This is a genomic window from Winslowiella iniecta (genome assembly GCF_001267535.1).
In the GTDB taxonomy this organism is placed as follows: Bacteria; Pseudomonadota; Gammaproteobacteria; order Enterobacterales; family Enterobacteriaceae; genus Erwinia; species Erwinia iniecta.
Genome location: NZ_JRXE01000007.1, coordinates 114,550 through 131,443, shown reverse-complemented (window position 1 = coordinate 131,443; position 16,894 = coordinate 114,550). Strand labels below are relative to the sequence as shown.

At 52.0% G+C, this 16,894-nt stretch carries 10 protein-coding genes; 6 read left to right on the top strand and 4 right to left on the bottom strand.

Annotated elements, in window-relative coordinates:
- Positions 1-61: 61 nt before the first annotated feature.
- Positions 62-1,423 (bottom strand): two-component system sensor histidine kinase EnvZ, encoded by a 1,362-nt coding sequence (gene envZ, locus NG42_RS06590; protein WP_052898476.1) that lies wholly within the window; start codon positions 1,421-1,423, stop codon positions 62-64.
- Entirely contained in the window at positions 1,420-2,139 is a 720-nt protein-coding gene (gene ompR, locus NG42_RS06585) for an osmolarity response regulator transcription factor OmpR (protein ID WP_001157751.1), read from the bottom strand. The genes envZ and ompR overlap by 4 nt, the downstream gene beginning before the upstream one ends.
- 279 nt (positions 2,140-2,418) lie before the next feature.
- On the opposite strand from ompR, the gene greB reads away from it, so the two are divergent.
- The 3 genes from greB (at position 2,419) to NG42_RS06570 (ending at position 7,150) form a co-directional block, all read left to right on the top strand.
- Positions 2,419-2,892, top strand: a complete 474-nt coding sequence (greB, locus tag NG42_RS06580; protein ID WP_052898475.1) for a transcription elongation factor GreB — start codon at positions 2,419-2,421, stop codon at positions 2,890-2,892.
- A 109-nt stretch (positions 2,893-3,001) separates the two neighbouring features.
- A complete protein-coding gene (locus NG42_RS06575) occupies positions 3,002-5,335 on the top strand; it encodes a Tex family protein (RefSeq protein ID WP_052898474.1) in 2,334 nt (777 codons plus the stop codon).
- A gap of 117 nt (positions 5,336-5,452) precedes the next feature.
- Complete coding sequence (locus NG42_RS06570; RefSeq protein ID WP_052898535.1) at positions 5,453-7,150, top strand: alpha-amylase family glycosyl hydrolase; 1,698 nt, start codon at positions 5,453-5,455, stop codon at positions 7,148-7,150.
- A gap of 22 nt (positions 7,151-7,172) precedes the next feature.
- Here the strand turns inward: NG42_RS06570 and NG42_RS06565 are convergent, their stop codons facing one another.
- Positions 7,173-7,442: a YdgH/BhsA/McbA-like domain containing protein gene (locus NG42_RS06565; protein ID WP_052898473.1), complete on the bottom strand. Its 270-nt coding sequence runs from the start codon at positions 7,440-7,442 to the stop codon at positions 7,173-7,175.
- A 180-nt stretch (positions 7,443-7,622) separates the two neighbouring features.
- The gene (bioH, locus tag NG42_RS06560; protein ID WP_052898472.1) at positions 7,623-8,399 is read right to left on the bottom strand and encodes a pimeloyl-ACP methyl ester esterase BioH; all 777 of its coding nucleotides are present in this window, start codon (positions 8,397-8,399) and stop codon (positions 7,623-7,625) included.
- Positions 8,400-8,445: 46 nt separating this feature from the next.
- Here bioH and gntX point away from each other — a divergent pair, with 46 nt between their 5' ends.
- The 3 genes from gntX to NG42_RS06545 all read left to right on the top strand — a co-directional run bounded on the left by gntX (position 8,446) and on the right by NG42_RS06545 (position 16,868).
- Complete coding sequence (gene gntX, locus NG42_RS06555) at positions 8,446-9,129, top strand: DNA utilization protein GntX (RefSeq protein WP_052898471.1); 684 nt, start codon at positions 8,446-8,448, stop codon at positions 9,127-9,129.
- Positions 9,130-9,187: 58 nt separating this feature from the next.
- The gene (nfuA, locus tag NG42_RS06550) at positions 9,188-9,763 is read left to right on the top strand and encodes a Fe-S biogenesis protein NfuA (RefSeq protein WP_052898470.1); all 576 of its coding nucleotides are present in this window, start codon (positions 9,188-9,190) and stop codon (positions 9,761-9,763) included.
- A gap of 274 nt (positions 9,764-10,037) precedes the next feature.
- Entirely contained in the window at positions 10,038-16,868 is a 6,831-nt protein-coding gene (locus NG42_RS06545) for a coiled-coil domain-containing protein (protein ID WP_052898469.1), read from the top strand.
- The last annotated feature ends 26 nt before the right edge of the window (positions 16,869-16,894 follow it).

Here is a 16,894-nt window from a genome sequence, read left to right as displayed (position 1 = left end):
GCACCCCGCATACCATCAGGACGGGAGCCGAAAACCGCTCCCTACAAGATTCCAGCCTCCGTCAGGATGGCGTGGTGCCTGACGGCAACGCCACCGAGGTTTGTTGCGGCAGCGGCAAGTAAGCGCGGATACGTAAACCACCACGCTCACTGACGCCAATATCCAGTGCTCCCTGATGCGCATCAATAATTCGCTGCACAATCGCCAGCCCCAGCCCGGTGCCGCTGGTACTGCGGGCACTGTCACCGCGCACAAATGGCTGGAACAGATGCTTGAGCTGGTCAGGCGCAATCCCCGGCCCGTCATCTTCCACCTGGAACCAGGCACGTTGCAATTCACTGCCGCTGCTGACTTTAATCCAGCCATTACCGTAACGCGCAGCGTTAACCACCATATTGGCCACCGCACGTTTGATCGACAACGGGTTGATCTCCACCAGCAACTCGGCGGGCATCACTTCGTTTTCAATTTCGCGTTCGTAACCACTTTCTGCGGCCACCACTTCGCCTAACACGCTGTTTAAATCAGCCAGTTCGGTCTGCATCTCCTGGCCGGTACGCAGGTAGTCAATAAACTGTTCAATAATCGCATTACACTCTTCGATATCTTTGTTTATCGACTCGGCCAGATAACCATCTTCTTGCGCCATCATTTCCGTCGCCAGACGAATACGGGTTAGTGGCGTACGTAAATCATGACTGACACCAGCCATCAGCAGGGTACGGTCATCCGCCAGCTGCTTCACGCCCGCTGCCATCTGGTTAAACGCACGCGTGACCGAACGCACTTCCGAGGCTCCATACTCGCGCAGCGGCGGCGGAATAACCCCCTTTCCGACCTGCAATGCAGCATGTTCCAGTTCCACTAAGGGTCGGTTCTGAATACGAATAAACAGCCACGCTCCGCCGATAGCCAGCAGCATAATCGCCAGCGTATAGCGGAACAGCGGTGAGAAATCACCCTGATGAATTTCGGTCAGCGGCACCCGCACCCAGATATCCGGCGACAACCAGGTTTTCAGCCACACCACCGGCGAGTTTTTATTCACCTCGACCCGGACGTCGGTCGGCCCACCCAGTTGCTGCGCCATCTGATCGCTGAGGAACTTATAGTGTTGCGCCCAGCGTAATCCGCTCTCTTCCGCCGCTGCATTGGTATACAGCGAAATACCCAGTTCGCGATAAATCTCGCGCCGGAACGCCGGTGGCACTTCAAGCTGCGTACCATCTTCCAGTTGCAGCCGATCGGTCATCAGCATACGCACTTCGTATGCCAGTACCTTATTGAACTGTTGCAGGCTGGGAAGAATGGCGAAGTTAAGCACCACCAGATAGGTCGTGACCAGGCTGACAAACAGCAGGGTCACGATCAGTAACAGCGTTCGGGCAAACGAACTGCGCGGAGAGAAGCGGAATCGCCTCATGCTTTACTGCCGTCCGGCACAAAGACATAACCCAGGCCCCAGACGGTCTGGATATAACGCGGATGCGCCGGATCTTCTTCCACCATACGACGCAGACGTGAGATCTGGACGTCGATAGAGCGTTCCATCGCGCTGTATTCACGGCCACGCGCCAGGTTCATCAGCTTGTCACGGGACAGTGGCTCGCGCGGGTGGCTGACGAGGGCTTTCAGTACCGCAAACTCACCGCTGGTCAGCGGCATTGGCTCATCTTCACGGAACATCTCGCGGGTGCCGAGATTCAGTTTGAATTTACCAAAAGCAATCACCGCTTCTTCCTGTGAAGGCGCGCCCGGCAGCTCATTAGCCTGACGACGCAGCACTGCGCGGATTCGCGCCAGCAGTTCACGTGGGTTGAACGGTTTTGGAATATAGTCATCCGCACCAATTTCCAGCCCAACGATACGATCGACTTCTTCACCTTTCGCGGTGACCATAATGATCGGCATCGGGTTGCTCTGGCTGCGCAGACGGCGGCAGATAGACAGACCATCTTCACCTGGCAGCATCAGATCCAGCACCATCAGGTGGAAAGATTCACGGGTCAGCAGGCGGTCCATTTGCTCAGCATTGGCAACGCTGCGCACCTGAAAGCCCTGCTCGGTCAGATAACGCTCCAGCAGCGCACGTAAACGCATATCATCATCAACGACGAGGATTTTGTAGTTTTCTTGCATTTCGATACTCCCAAAGGCGCTATTGCCTGAGTGGCTATTCTTAAAAAAGTTGCCGTACAGTGACAGTCATTAATGGTTTATATTGTAGCCGAAATTGTTACAAAGCATATTAAACAGGGGCTTAACTTTATAATTTGCCCTGCCGGTGCGCAATTTTCCGCCGATGTCACCTTAGCCCGGCGGATTATCACAGCTTAACCCGATCGAGGTTGAAGCTCTGACAATATTCCCTCTAAAATCGCAGTAACAGCATGCCATAACCAACAGAGCTAAAAGCCGATGAAAACCAAACTCGTGACCCGTGAAGGCTACAACCGGCTAAAAGATGAGCTGGATTTTCTCTGGCGTGAAGAGCGGCCGGAAGTGACCAAAAAAGTCACCTGGGCCGCCAGCCTTGGTGACCGCAGTGAAAATGCCGATTATCAGTACAATAAAAAACGCCTGCGCGAAATCGATCGCCGGGTGCGCTATATCACCAAAAGTCTCGAATCCCTGCGTATTGTCGACTACTCACCGCAGCAGGATGGCAAAGTGTTCTTCGGTGCCTGGGTCGAGATTGAAAATGATGACGGCGATATCAAACGTTTTCGCATTGTCGGCTACGACGAAATTTTTGGTCGTAACGACTATATCTCGATTGACTCGCCAATGGCGCGCGCACTGCTGAAAAAAGAGGTCGGCGATGCCGTCACCGTTCATACGCCAGCGGGCGAAGCACTGTGGTACGTGAATGAAATCAACTACGTCGGATAGAAAATTCGGATTCTGGCGCAATCACCGCCAGGCGGCTGGCAATTTCAGCCGTCGATCCGTATAACTGTCCCCTGATCCTCAACCCTGTGATAGCAAGATAGTTGAACCGATGATGAAAGATTCGCTGAGCCGCATTATTGCAAGTGAACTTCAGGCACGGGCTGAACAAGTTGAAGCCGCTGTTCGCCTGTTGGATGAAGGGAATACCGTGCCGTTTATTGCACGTTATCGTAAGGAAGTGACCGGTGGTCTGGATGACACCCAGCTGCGCCAACTGGAGACACGTCTTGGCTACCTGCGCGAACTGGAAGATCGCCGTCAGTCCATTCTGAAATCCATTGACGAACAAGGCAAACTCTCCGAAACCCTCGCGGCCGCCATTAACGGCACGATGAGCAAAACCGAACTCGAAGACCTTTACCTGCCGTACAAGCCGAAGCGCCGCACCCGCGGACAAATCGCGATCGAAGCGGGCCTGGAGCCACTGGCAGATACACTCTGGCAGGATCCGTCACATCAGCCTGAGCAGCTGGCCGCTGAGTTTGTCGATGCCGGGAAAGGCGTGGCCGATGTCAAAGCCGCACTGGATGGCGCGCGCTATATCCTGATGGAGCGCTTTGCTGAAGACGCTGCGCTGCTGGCGAAAGTCCGTGAATATCTGTGGAAAAATGCCCACCTGGTTTCCCGCGTGGTGGAAGGCAAAGAGGAAGCGGGCGCGAAATTCCGCGACTATTTCGATCATCACGAAGCGCTGTCGACGGTGCCTTCACACCGTGCATTAGCTATGTTGCGTGGCCGAAACGAAGGCGTGCTGCAACTGGCGCTGAATGCCGATCCGCAGTTTGATGAACCGCCGCGTGAAAGCCATGGCGAACAGATCATCACTGAACACCTGAATCTGCGCCTGAACAATGCCCCGGCTGACAGCTGGCGTAAAGCGGTCGTCAGCTGGACATGGCGTATCAAGGTGATGCTGCATCTGGAAACCGAGCTGATGGGCAGCGTGCGCGAGCGTGCGGAAGATGAAGCGATCAATGTTTTCGCCCGTAACCTGCACGATCTGCTGATGGCAGCTCCTGCCGGCATGCGCGCCACCATGGGTCTTGATCCTGGCCTGCGTACCGGCGTGAAAGTGGCAATCGTCGATGCCACCGGCAAGCTGGTCGCGACCGATACCATTTATCCGCACACCGGCCAGGCGGCGAAAGCCGCCGCCGCGGTCGCCAGCCTGTGCACCAAACATCAGGTAGAGCTGGTCGCGATTGGTAACGGAACGGCATCACGTGAAACCGAGCGTTTCTTCCTCGACGTGCAGAAGCAGTTCCCACAGGTGCAGGCGCAGAAAGTGATTGTCAGTGAAGCGGGTGCATCGGTGTACTCTGCATCAGAACTGGCGGCACTGGAGTTCCCGGATCTGGATGTGTCACTGCGCGGTGCGGTTTCCATCGCCCGTCGCTTGCAGGATCCGCTGGCCGAACTGGTGAAAATCGACCCGAAATCAATCGGTGTCGGCCAGTATCAGCATGACGTCAGCCAGAGCCAGCTGGCGAAAAAACTTGATGCCGTGGTTGAAGACTGCGTAAACGGCGTGGGTGTCGATCTGAATACCGCGTCAGTGGCGCTGCTAATGCGCGTCGCCGGGCTAAGCAAAATGATGGCGCAGAATATCGTCGGCTGGCGTGATGAGAACGGTCGCTTCCGCAATCGCCAGCAGCTGCTGAAAGTCAGCCGTCTCGGGCCGAAAGCCTTTGAACAGTGTGCGGGCTTCCTGCGTATTAACCACGGCGATAACCCGCTGGATGCGTCAACGGTTCACCCGGAGGCTTATCCGGTGGTAGAGCGTATTCTGTCTGCTACCCGTCAGGCGCTGAACGAACTGATGGGTAACCCGTCTGAATTGCGCAACCTGAAAGCGGTCGATTTTACCGACGAGCGTTTTGGTGTGCCTACGGTCAGCGACATTATCAAAGAGCTGGAAAAACCGGGTCGCGATCCGCGTCCTGAGTTTAAAACCGCGCAATTTGCTGATGGCATCGACACCATGAACGATCTGCAACCCGGCATGGTGCTGGAAGGTTCCGTCACTAACGTCACCAACTTCGGTGCCTTTGTTGATATCGGCGTGCATCAGGATGGATTAGTGCATATCTCTTCACTTTCCGACAAGTTTATCGACGATCCGCATAAAGTGGTGAAGGCCGGTGATATCGTCAAAGTGAAGGTGATGGAAGTCGATCTGCAACGTAAGCGTATCGCGCTGACCATGCGTCTCGACGAGCAACCCGGCGAAAGCAACGCCCGTGCAGGCGGCAACGCGAAAAGCGCACCGCGTGACGGCGCTCGTCCGGTACAGGGCAAACCCCGCCCGAAAGCCAGTCAGACGCCAGCAGGCAATAGCGCAATGGGCGATGCGCTAGCCGCTGCCTTCGGTAAAAAACGCTAATCTGCCCGGGTGGCGTGCTGATGCTCGCCGCCCGTTCCCGGTTGCGAATTTAGTCCAACGGTCTACAGTGGAAAAGAGTGCTTTTTCATTCTTCACGCGGTGGCCCGTTGGATTAAAATGCATACTATCAACACGTTAATAGATGAAATCTACCCATCGACCTTCCCGCAGGCCAGTCGCGAGCGGCTGCTTTCCCATATCCGCGAGGCGCGCCAGTCAATAAAAACTGCCCGTAAGTCTCACTGGGATGAGAAAGATGTGGTGTTGATTACCTATGCCGATCAGTTCCGCGAAAGCGAAGCGCCAACTTTGGCGACCTTCTCCCGCTTTTATCAACAGCATCTGCACAACACCTTTAATATCGTCCATCTGCTGCCGTTCTTTCCGTGGTCATCCGACGATGGCTTTTCAGTGATTGACTACCACCGCATCGATGCCATCTGTGGCGACTGGACAGATATCGCGGAATTACATCGCCACACGCGTCTGATGTTCGATTTTGTCTGCAACCATATGTCAGCACACAGCGCCTGGTTTAAACATTTTCTGGCGCTGGATCCCGGCTGGGACGACTTTTTTATCAGTATGTCGCCCGCCACCGATCTCAGCGCGGTGACCCGCCCGCGCACTTCCCCCCTGCTGACGCCATTTGATTTTGCCAATGGTGAAAAACGCTTTATCTGGACCACCTTCAGCGCCGATCAGATCGACCTGAATTTCGGCAACCCGGAAGTGCTGATTCGCATGGTGGGCGTACTGCTCGATTACCTGAAAAAAGGGGCTGATTACGTGCGGCTTGATGCAGTGGGTTATATGTGGAAAACGCCGGGCACCCGCTGTATTCATCTGCCGAAAACCCATCAGCTGGTCAAACTGTTTCGCGCCATTGTCGATGAGGTGGCACCCGGCACGGTGATCATTACCGAAACCAATGTGCCGCATCAGGACAACATCAGTTATTTTGGTAACGGCGAAGATGAAGCGCAGATGGTGTATCAGTTTTCCCTGCCGCCACTGGTGCTGCATGCGATCCACAACGGCTCCTCACGCGCGCTGCGTCAGTGGGCCGCTTTGCTGGATTCTGGCGGCGGCACCACCACTTTCTTTAACTTCCTCGCTTCCCATGACGGGATCGGCCTCAATCCGGCGCGCGGCATTTTGCCGGAAGTAGAGATCGTCGCTTTGGTGCGCGATTTGGCGATGGAAGGCGCACTGATCTCCTATAAAAACAATCCAGACGGCAGCACCAGCCCGTATGAAATAAACGTCACTTATATGGATGCGCTGAATCAGCAGCAGGACGACGATGACACGCGTTTGCGTCGCTTTATGCTGGCACATGCGCTGCTGCTGGCTTTTCCCGGCGTACCGGCGATTTATGTGCAGAGTATTTTAGGCTCGCGCAACGATAGCGAAGGGGTAAAAGCCGCTGGTCATAATCGCGCCATTAACCGCGAGAAATTTGCCATTGCCGATATTGAGCAGCAACTGACAGCAGAGAACGGACTGCGTCATCAGATCTTTACCCAGCTCAGCGCGCTTATCCAGCTGCGTACCCGCCAGCCCGCTTTTCATCCGGATAACCCGATGGAAATTCTCGACAGCGACAACTCGCTGTTGATGCTGCGCCGCTACTCGCACGACGGGCAAGCCAGTTTGCTTTGCGTCTATAACCTGAGCAGTAAAAACGTGGAAACCCGACTACCCGAGCAGAGAAAGTATCGCGATATTGTGCGCGGAGAAGTGATTGAGGGGAGTGAAATGCTGGTGTTAGCGCCGTGGCACTATCTGTGGCTGAAAACGGGCGTGCCTTAATTCGGCATGCCCGGCGAACGGATTACTTATAAACTTCGGCTGTCGCACTGATTTTACCGTGCTCACGTCCGGCGATAACCAGGAAGTATTTCCCGCCTTTTTTATCGGCCTCTTTTGACAGCACTTCTTTCGCATCCATTGGTGAAGTGGTTTCCGCGGTAGTGGTTACTGTACCGATTTTCTCCAGCTTCATCTGTTCAACCTGCTCTTTGGTCACTTCTTCCGCTGCCAGCGCGCCGAAAGAAACAGAACCCACCACTAATGTTGCAGCAATAGTTTTTAATACATTCATATAAAGCCTCTCCATAGATCGATATTGAGATGTGCAATTACCACTTCAGAACACGTTAACAGCCAAAAAAATTATTGCCCGGCTCCGTGGACCACTCAGACTGATGAGATAATTAGCAGCCATGCCTACATGAGAAAGTATTGCTGCTATTTTCAAATTCGCCAGTTATATGACCAAATGTTACTGCGTCAGCGGCTGCGTAAAATCAATAACATGCTGGCAGAACGCCTCGGGATGGGAGATAAAAGGCGCATGCGCCGCTTTCTCTATCACGCACGATTCGCTGTGCGGCCATTGTTCATCGAGCAAACTGGCGACCTTGCGTGGTACCAGCCCGTCGAGATAACCATACAGACGCAGCATCGGCACCGTCAGCGCGACCATTTCAGCACGCAGATCGACCTGCCTGAGAATCTCCAGCCCGCCTTCCAGTACCGCCACCGACGGCATCGGCTGCGACAGCACCACACTTTTCAATACACGTGCATCCTGACGCGCCGATTCAGTGCCCAGCGTTTGCAGCGCCAGAAAGCGCTCCACCGTGCGCTGGAAATCATCACTTAGCTGCTGCTGAAAACTTTGCAGAGTGTGCGGTTTAATCCCCGGCCAGTCATCGCGGGCGGTAAAACACGGTGAGGAGGCGACGCTGATTAACGCCTGCACCCGCTGCGGATAGCGCAGCGCCAGGCGACTGGCGACCAGACCGCCCAGGGACCAGCCCAGCCAGATTGCTTTTTCCGGCATCTGCGGCAGCAGGCTGTCTACCATCTGATCAAGCGTCAGTGCGCCATAGTCGCCGCTGCGGCCAAAGCCTGGCAGGTCCACCAGGTGCAGACGAAAATGCGGGCTGAGCCGATCAATGATGCAATGCCACACTTCGGCATTCAGTCCCCATCCGTGCAACAGCACAAGATCGACTTTTCCTGTGCCTGCGGTCTGCCAGTAAAGCTGCGCCATCGGTTATTGTCCTTTTCTTTGCTATAGAGCGATTCTGGAGGCCGCTATGCTACCAATGCCGGGATGTTGTTGGCTATGTCTGATGCCGCTGGCGCTGCATCAGCACGGGATATGCAGTTTCTGTTATCGCCAGTTACCGCGTCATCCGGCGGCCTGCCCGCGCTGCGGTTTGCCAGCAGTCTGTCGCACTGAGCAATGCGGCCGCTGCCTGCGCCGCCCGCCGCCGTGGCAGGCGCTGTGCTTTGTCAGTGGCTATCAGCCACCACTCAGCTTGCTGCTGACGCAATTCAAATTTCATCGCACAACAGCACTCTCTGTGATGCTGGCGCGGCTGATTTTGCTAAGCTGGTGGCATGAACGACGGCTGCGCCCGTTAGCCAGGCCCGCCATCATCATGGCGGTGCCACTGCACCAACGACGCGCCTGGCGACGTGGATTTAATCAGGCCGACCTGCTGGCGCATTTACTGGCACACGGGTGCGGCAGCGATTATCAGCCGCAAGCACTGCGCCGTGTACGCGCCGGAAACGTGCAGCATCAGTTAAGCGCCAGTGCACGGCGCAAAAATCTGCGTGGTGCGTTCAGGCTTGAAATTGACGTTCGCGGACGTCATATCGCCGTTGTTGATGATGTGGTCACCACCGGCAGTACCGTTGGCGAAATCAGCCGTCTGTTAATGGCTGCCGGAGCCGCCAGCGTGCAGGTCTGGTGCCTGTGTCGAACCTTGTAGCGCGCCAGTGATGGGCGTATTATAACCAATTAAATGTGTTAACTATTGAGCAATCGCCATGATCCGAATTTCTGATTCTGCGCAAGAACACTTCGCAAAACTGCTGTCAAACCAGGAAGATGGCACCCAGATTCGCGTATTCGTTATTAATCCGGGTACGCCAACCGCCGAGTGCGGCGTCTCCTACTGCCCACCCGATGCAGTAGAAGCCACTGATACCGAGCTGAAGTTTGAAAAACTGTCCGCTTTTATTGATGAACTCAGCGCACCATACCTGGATGATGCTGAAATTGATTTCGTCACTGACAACCTCGGTTCCCAGCTGACGCTGAAAGCACCTAACGCTAAAATGCGTAAAGTGTCAGACGATGCGCCACTGATTGAGCGTGTTGAATATCAGCTGCAATCACAGATCAACCCGCAGCTGGCAGGCCACGGTGGTAAAGTCTCGCTGATGGAGATCACCGATGAAGGCTATGCCATTCTGCAATTTGGCGGCGGCTGTAACGGGTGTTCAATGGTCGATGTCACACTGAAAGAAGGTATCGAGAAAGAGCTGTTGCAGGCTTTCCCGGAGCTGAAAGGCGTGCGCGATCTGACCGAGCACCAGCGCGGCGAGCACTCCTACTATTAAGCATTACGCACCGATCACCTGTAGGGGCGGCGTTTTCGCCGCCCGTGCCGAGGGTTAACCCCCATCAGGAGGGGAGCCGAAAACGGCTCCCCTCCTTTATTTCAGTAACTTAGCGATAAATAACTCGTATCAGACGACAACACCACTGACAAATACTGACAATACTTTTCATTCCCGTACGAAAGATCTGTAAGGTTTCTGCCGTTTTCATAAGTCACTTCCTCCTTCTCTAATTACAGTTCCCTGATAATTTTCCAACAGGGTAGACTCAAGGATGACGCTCAAAAACCTGACACTTTCCTCCGTTACTTATTCATCCCCAAGAACCATTAACTGCCCAGCGCCAATTGAAACCGCCGTCGCTGACAACCCTGAGTTTCCGGCAATCCCTCCTGAAGCTTTAGCCACCTTATTTAACGCCATGACTCAGGCAAAAGATGTCGGGCATAACTGGACGCAGGATGAGTACGTTGGTGAATTAGCTGACCGCTGCTTCAGACTGAGCCCCTCTCTCAGGGACTGTCTGAACCAGCAAAGCGGCCTGCAACTGACAGAGCCGCAGAATGGTCAACCGAAAACCCTTTCTTCGATGGTGGCGGGCCTGCACCTGACGTCATTTGAAGCCAATAATTTGTGGAATGCACTGGAAACGATTTTCTGGGACGGACTGAGCCAGCCCGCCATTCCTGAACCTTACCCTGACGGAGAAAAAAACCAGCTGGCGCAGTCAGAAAAAAGGTTCAGCCGGATGCTAGCCGACCACACGGAGCCAGACTGGGAGATCAGCGAAGCATTAAGCGCTTTATTTGGCCAGGAAGAGGTCGTTACACAAGGAAATATGCCCGCAGATTCACTGGATACCGTCTGGAAAAAAGATCTTGCGATGCTACAAGAGTTTCGCAAATTGGGGCAGAACCACGCGTTTCTGTTGCTGGACAAACGCCCGCTGGAGGCCAGTGCGCAACAGCTCTCCCGGGTGGCAGACAGACCACATAACGGCGTTATCGGCGAGGCGGCTGCCGCACTGCGTGATATCTGCCTGAAGTTAGTGAGCAACCAGCCAGCGGAGACGGGAGACCAGAAAAAGTCTATGCGTGAAGTCATCGAAAAACTGACCGCAATGTCTGCCTCACTGCTGAACGCAGACGCGGTGCTTTCTGAAGCCCGCGAATACTATGCCAGCGGTAAGAATGGCGATACCGCTACCCTGCCCGTCAGGCTGAACGAAGCCAAAGCCAGCCTCAGACATGCATGGAAAGAGCTACAGAATACTGTCACCTGGATAGGCCAGCAAACCGATCACGAATGGAGCAAGCGTTTTCTCAGTAATCTGAGAGTGAGCTACGCCAGGCTCGAGATAAAGTCGCTGAGGACATTAAAGGCGCTTAAGGAGGCAAAAAGCCAATCTGGAAAAGATTTGCAGGCAGAGAAAGTCCGCATGGAAAAAGAAGCCGGAACCTTATCCCTTCTGGCAGAGAAAACGTCCAGGCCGGTTATCCGTGTGGCGGCAGAAGCGCTAAAAAACTGCTGCGACCTTGCAGGAAGTGTCATGCGCCAACAACCGCGTGACTCTGTTCTGCCAGAGATAAAGAAAACCGCTGAATTGCTGTTTGAACTCTCTGAGTCACTACAAAGTGCCGATATCACGCTGCCAGCGGCCCGTGCGTTACTGAAATCCGGCGCCGAGCCAAAAGCGCTCAATCGTATGGCAGACCAGTTGGAAACGCAGAGAAAAGCGCTTGATAACACGCTGACGTTACTCAACTCGTATGCCGGCGCGATGGAAGAAGCGCTGCCAATGGGGAAAGCATTGTCTCCCGGAGAACAATCACTCAGTAAACTTATCAACAAAATCCGCACCCAGGAGGAACGGTTTCTGCAGGTCGATGATGCGCTGAAAAAGGTAAAGCACGACTTAAGACCTCAGAAAAGCGCCGGGGAAATCGTCATGAAGAAAGCCGCCGAAGGGGCTGAATTTGCGAAAATCCAGCTGTCCCAAACATTTTCTGCCATAAAACACACGTTCCGGCTGGCGGCCCGCACTGCTGATCTGGGTGTCAGACACGTTGCCCACAGCGAGAAACAGAAGGGCGACCGCCCTGACTCAGTGGAAACCCAACGATTTAATGGCCTGTTGAGCGCGACAGCCTACGGGCCGCTCAGCAACATACAAAAACTCTGTGAGCAGGCAGAAAAACTGGCGGCGGCAACCAAAAAAGTGGGGAAATCTGACGGAGTACGCGACAGAAACAAGCAATACGGCGTGCTGGTCAAAGGGGAAAACAAGAATGCGCCGGGCACCACCCAAGCGGAGCGACTGGTAAAAAAACTGGCAGCACTCAATGAACCACGGGATGCGGTACATGCTGCGCTGAAGCGCGTCACGGCAGAGATCGATCAAACACAAAAAGATCTGACCTTACTGGAGCGGCAATATCCGCAGCAATTCACCGAATTAAACGCGTTCCGCAAGCAACTGCTGAACGCGGAAAAAACCTGCACCGAGGTGGTAAAAACCCTCGATAACCAGGTAAAAATGCTACAGGGAGAGAGCGAAGCGGCAATCCCCCCGGCTTTCGCCGGGACATTTAAAAAAATGCGCACCAGTATGGATGCCGTGCAAGACGCTATCACCGCTGCGGTTAAGCGCTGGGAAGAACTGCCCGAAGCGGCGCAGGAACTGCTGAGCGATACCGAAATCGCGGTGAAAAAGGTCGTTTCAACCACCAGTCAGGCGGCAGAGTTGTTAAATCATCAAAAGCCGGATGCAGAAAGCTTCGAAGCTGCCGCCGCAGAGGCGGTGAGCGCCCTGGAAGATCCAGCATTGATTTCTGTTGAGCTGACCGCCGTGGCGGGCTTTATGGCTATCGTCGAGGATCTTCATCGGGCTTGCCAGCTTTTGCGGGACATTAAACGGGAAGCCGGTAGCTGGAAAAAAGCCAATGTTGCCGCTGCGCCACATCAGCCAATCCCTCTTCCGGTCGAAAACGATTTCCGCAAGGCCTGCAAGAAGATAATGGACGCCGTATATCAAGCCGCCAATGCCAGGGGGGCTGTCGAAAGTAGCATTACCCACATTACCGGAAGTCGGCTGGAAGTCTTTTCGCCTGATGCGCGTATCATCAAACATCTTGCCGGGATACTTGCCGGGCAAACAGCGGCCCTGAATCACAAATTTTTACCGGAAGAGCGGGAGAACTATGCGGGAGCGGTTGACGGAAGTATTAATGACATTGCCCAGCATTTCCGCAAATCCGGCGACCCCACTGGGGACAAATTCGCGCTCCGACTGAAAAAAGAGTATCTGAGAGAACTGGAAGGCAAGGTCGTGTTGCCGCAAAGCACCCGCGAGGTGTTAGAGCAAAGCCAGACGTGGGCAGAATATATGGTGCAATCAGGCGCCAAAAACCTCCAGTCACGGCTGATTTATACCGCAGCAAGTCAGGCAGTAGACGCCGCGCTGAGTAGCGCCCTGCCCGCGATCTCAGGTACGGCCGCCCTTCGAGCAATAGCCAAGTTTGTGATAACACCCTTACCTTTAACTATTGAGCTTGGGAAACTGGATAAGTCGCTTATGCCGGGAGATGCCCTGCCGCGCAATGCGAAAAGCAATATGATCGCCAACTCAGTGGGCATCGCGGCAACAAGATTGCTGTCGCCTTTGCTGCCGCCGATGGTCAAGATGATGCAGGAGGGGGCATTAACCGGAATCCAGCTCTGGCGTGACGGATCAGTCGAAGTCTGGGATAAGCTGAAAGAACGTTTGCCAGAAGATATTGCGGGTGCGATAGCCCTCCGCCCGGTCAATGAAGCAATAAAAAGTGCCTTTGCCGGAAAATTAACGCCAGAGGATATGCCGCTAATACAGCAGCCGTCGGAGACAAAGATTGATGTGGCCACTGAGCTGAAGCAGAACCAACAACTTTATCAGGAATTGAAGCAATATCTATATCAGTACGATGCCGTTATGATCACCAAAGATGGGCACAGAATCGAAGCGCGAGCGTCAGCAGATGAGGCAGGAGAACCAATATTATGTTTAGATGGTAAGCCATTGATTTACCCGAACGGAATGCAGAATAAGGTTGCTGATGACGGCATTGAGCAATCAGCAGAATCAGGCAGAAAGGAAAATAGCAGGAAGACACGGGGGCTGTTTGGCAGAGCCCATAAAATCGTCAAGGACTATAAGAAAACAGAAGAAAAAAAAGTGATGACCCTGGCGTATAACAATAATGCCAAAATTACGACACAAACAGGGCAGGTATTGACGGTAGATAAGGTACAAGACGGTTCGGAAGACTTGATATATATTGCTGATGGAAAGCGGATACTAACAAAAGCGCAAGCCTTGAGCGAATATATCGCGCTGGCCAATAAGTTAAAACTGTCGACGAGTATGAACCTTTCGGCAGAAAAGACGGCAAGCGATATTTATAACAGAGCTTACCCACATGAGTTGAATATAAAAAAGATAAGTCAGCAGTCACTGACTGATATTTTCAGGGAAAATAATGAGCATACGTTGACCCCGAATTCAATAGTAAGAATTAAAATACAGAGATTCGACACTGATGGTTATTTAGATGAAGGCTATTACAAAACGGCCAGCCTTTATGATATTGCCCGCGGCGCTTTAGTCGATCCATCAGGAAATGGCCATATTACCGTCGAGGGGCTGCCCCCTACCATTGCATCTATTTTTCACACCTATCCTTATATTGGCAGGCAAACATTTTCTGTCACTACCATGCTCAATGATAAAATTCAGGATAAAATATCAGAATTTGAGACCAATGATTCTTCAGTATTCCGTGGTCAGGTCTGGAAGGGTAGTACTAAAAACATACTAACGGAGATGAGTAAAACAAAAAAAATACCAGAACTCAAAATGGCAGCCGATTCAGAGATAAAATCCGGGCATGTCACTTTTAGGTATTCTGATGAAAAAATACCAATGCCGGGCATCATTGCCATTCCAAAAACCAATGGCAATACGATTTTGGTTAACCTTCTGACCCGGGAAACACTGGAAGTCAAAATTGATAAGCAATATGATTCAGATAAGAGCGCGCATCACGAAGATGCCAAAAACCTTAAAGCGTTTTTGCTGCCTAATTTTGACCTCAGAAGAAGCCAACTTTTCAGAGAATCAGATGAAAATTCAAGTGCTTTTCATTCAAAGTTAACAAGTTTGAATGGAAATAATTATTATCATCAACCTGGCGCAGACCTGTATAATTATGTCAGTCCGCTGAATGTTAATATGGTTAATTCACTGGATGAGCTGGGCAGCCAGTTGTCAGCGTCAGAAATAACAGCAATTAAGTCAAATGCTGAGTTTTTGATTACCACAGAAGGGGAAATATGGGCAAAAGCGCTGATTGCACAGGGTCAGAAATTTGTTAATGGCCTGGCGATGCTCGCTGCGCCGATTTCCGGCGTACCTGCCGTTTCTGCCTTTAATATCGGTTTGACTTTTCTCTCACATTTACTTGCGGCGGGAGAAATAAGTCTGGCCGATGACAGCAAAAAAGATGCGCTTAAAAAAGATTTGCTGATGGATATCGCGCTTTCTCTTCCGGGTCATGCCGGAGATACCGCTGAGATAATCAACCGCTTTAAAAAGATGAAAAAAGCCATTCCGGTGGTGTTCGATCCATTTTGGCAAAAGTTAGATAACGCGGCACCTCAGCCGGCAGTGTTAAAACCTGCCATAAGTGTTACCCCTCAACGAGTAACAGCTTCAACATTACCAGACAAGGTACTTGACGAGCATTTTGAGATCCCAGACTCTGTTTCTCCACATTTAGGAAATCGCTATATTTTACAAGTTGGTGAAACAGGCAAAAAAAAATGGAGAGCCTTTGAAGGATATGCAAAAAGCTCCATCACGCAGCATAATATTCCGCGAAGTAATATTTATGGTGAGTTAGGTACTAATCGTCCAAATTCTTTTTTACAGAGACCCGACAGCACCACCTTTTCGGGTTTAACTATGAATGACAGGCTGGATGTTCCGGTGCACGGCAGCATACTGGCCCCCTCCAGTTCCAAAGTAAAAGGCATCCAGGGTGCAGAAACATTTGTATACTATTCCCCTGAAGCATTAGCTAAGAAATTATATAGTTATGGTTTACGGCAAGTGGGTATCCTACGCCTTGAATCCTGTAATGTCGGCTCCGGGGATTATGTTACAGCATTCAAGAAAGAGCTGGATAAGCTTGGTATTAAAGTGGGTTATCTGGCTGCGCCAAATGGTTATTTAACGGCGTCGAATTTACCTTATTTGCATATCAGACCGATATGGCAGTTAGATTTTAAGCACCCATGGAAAGTGATTGAAGTTGATTCAACCGTCAATTTACCGGGTAAGAAAATAGATGCCAGGGTTAATACCAGCGATATCGTGATCAATTTCAGCAAGCTTGAAGAGGCTGAAAAAATCAGTTATCTGACAAAAATTGGCCTGGATTTAGACGAAGCCAAAAACCTGATAAAACACATTGGCAGCACAGAAGTGTGGAAAATTATTCGTGCAACCATTCTCAATTCAAACTCTCTGGATTTACCAGATGATATCACCATTGCGATAAAATCATCTTTGCAGGATGAGCTAATAAAGCGAGGTATGAGTGTAACTTTATCGCAAAGCGAGGAGGCGGAAAAAGCAGATACAGAAAAAAGCACGCCGGTGGCGCCTGACAGTTTTCATCTTTCAGGTGGGGAAATCATTCTTAATCGCTTCCAGAGTTTAAGCGAGATTTCTAAAGAGTTTCAAGCCAAATACGGCAATATCATCAATTTCCACGGCAAATTGCAGCAGGCAAATCCTGCTGTGGTGGTTGATGACATAAGAAAGCGTGGGCTTCCTGCCGGAACAAAATTAAAGCTACCACCGCTGGAATTATCCAAAAACTCAGCCTACATCACGAAGGGATATGAAACCTTTAACCTTGTGGCGCTTCAATATGCAACCTCTTCAGGCTCATATGATGCCGAAATACAGAGTAAAGTAGAGTCACGAAATTTACCGCTTTTGCGTCAACATCGCTACGCTAAAGATATTGTCCTGCCAGTCGGTACACGTATTGTCTTACCTTAAACTTAACACGGGCGTTGTTATCACCG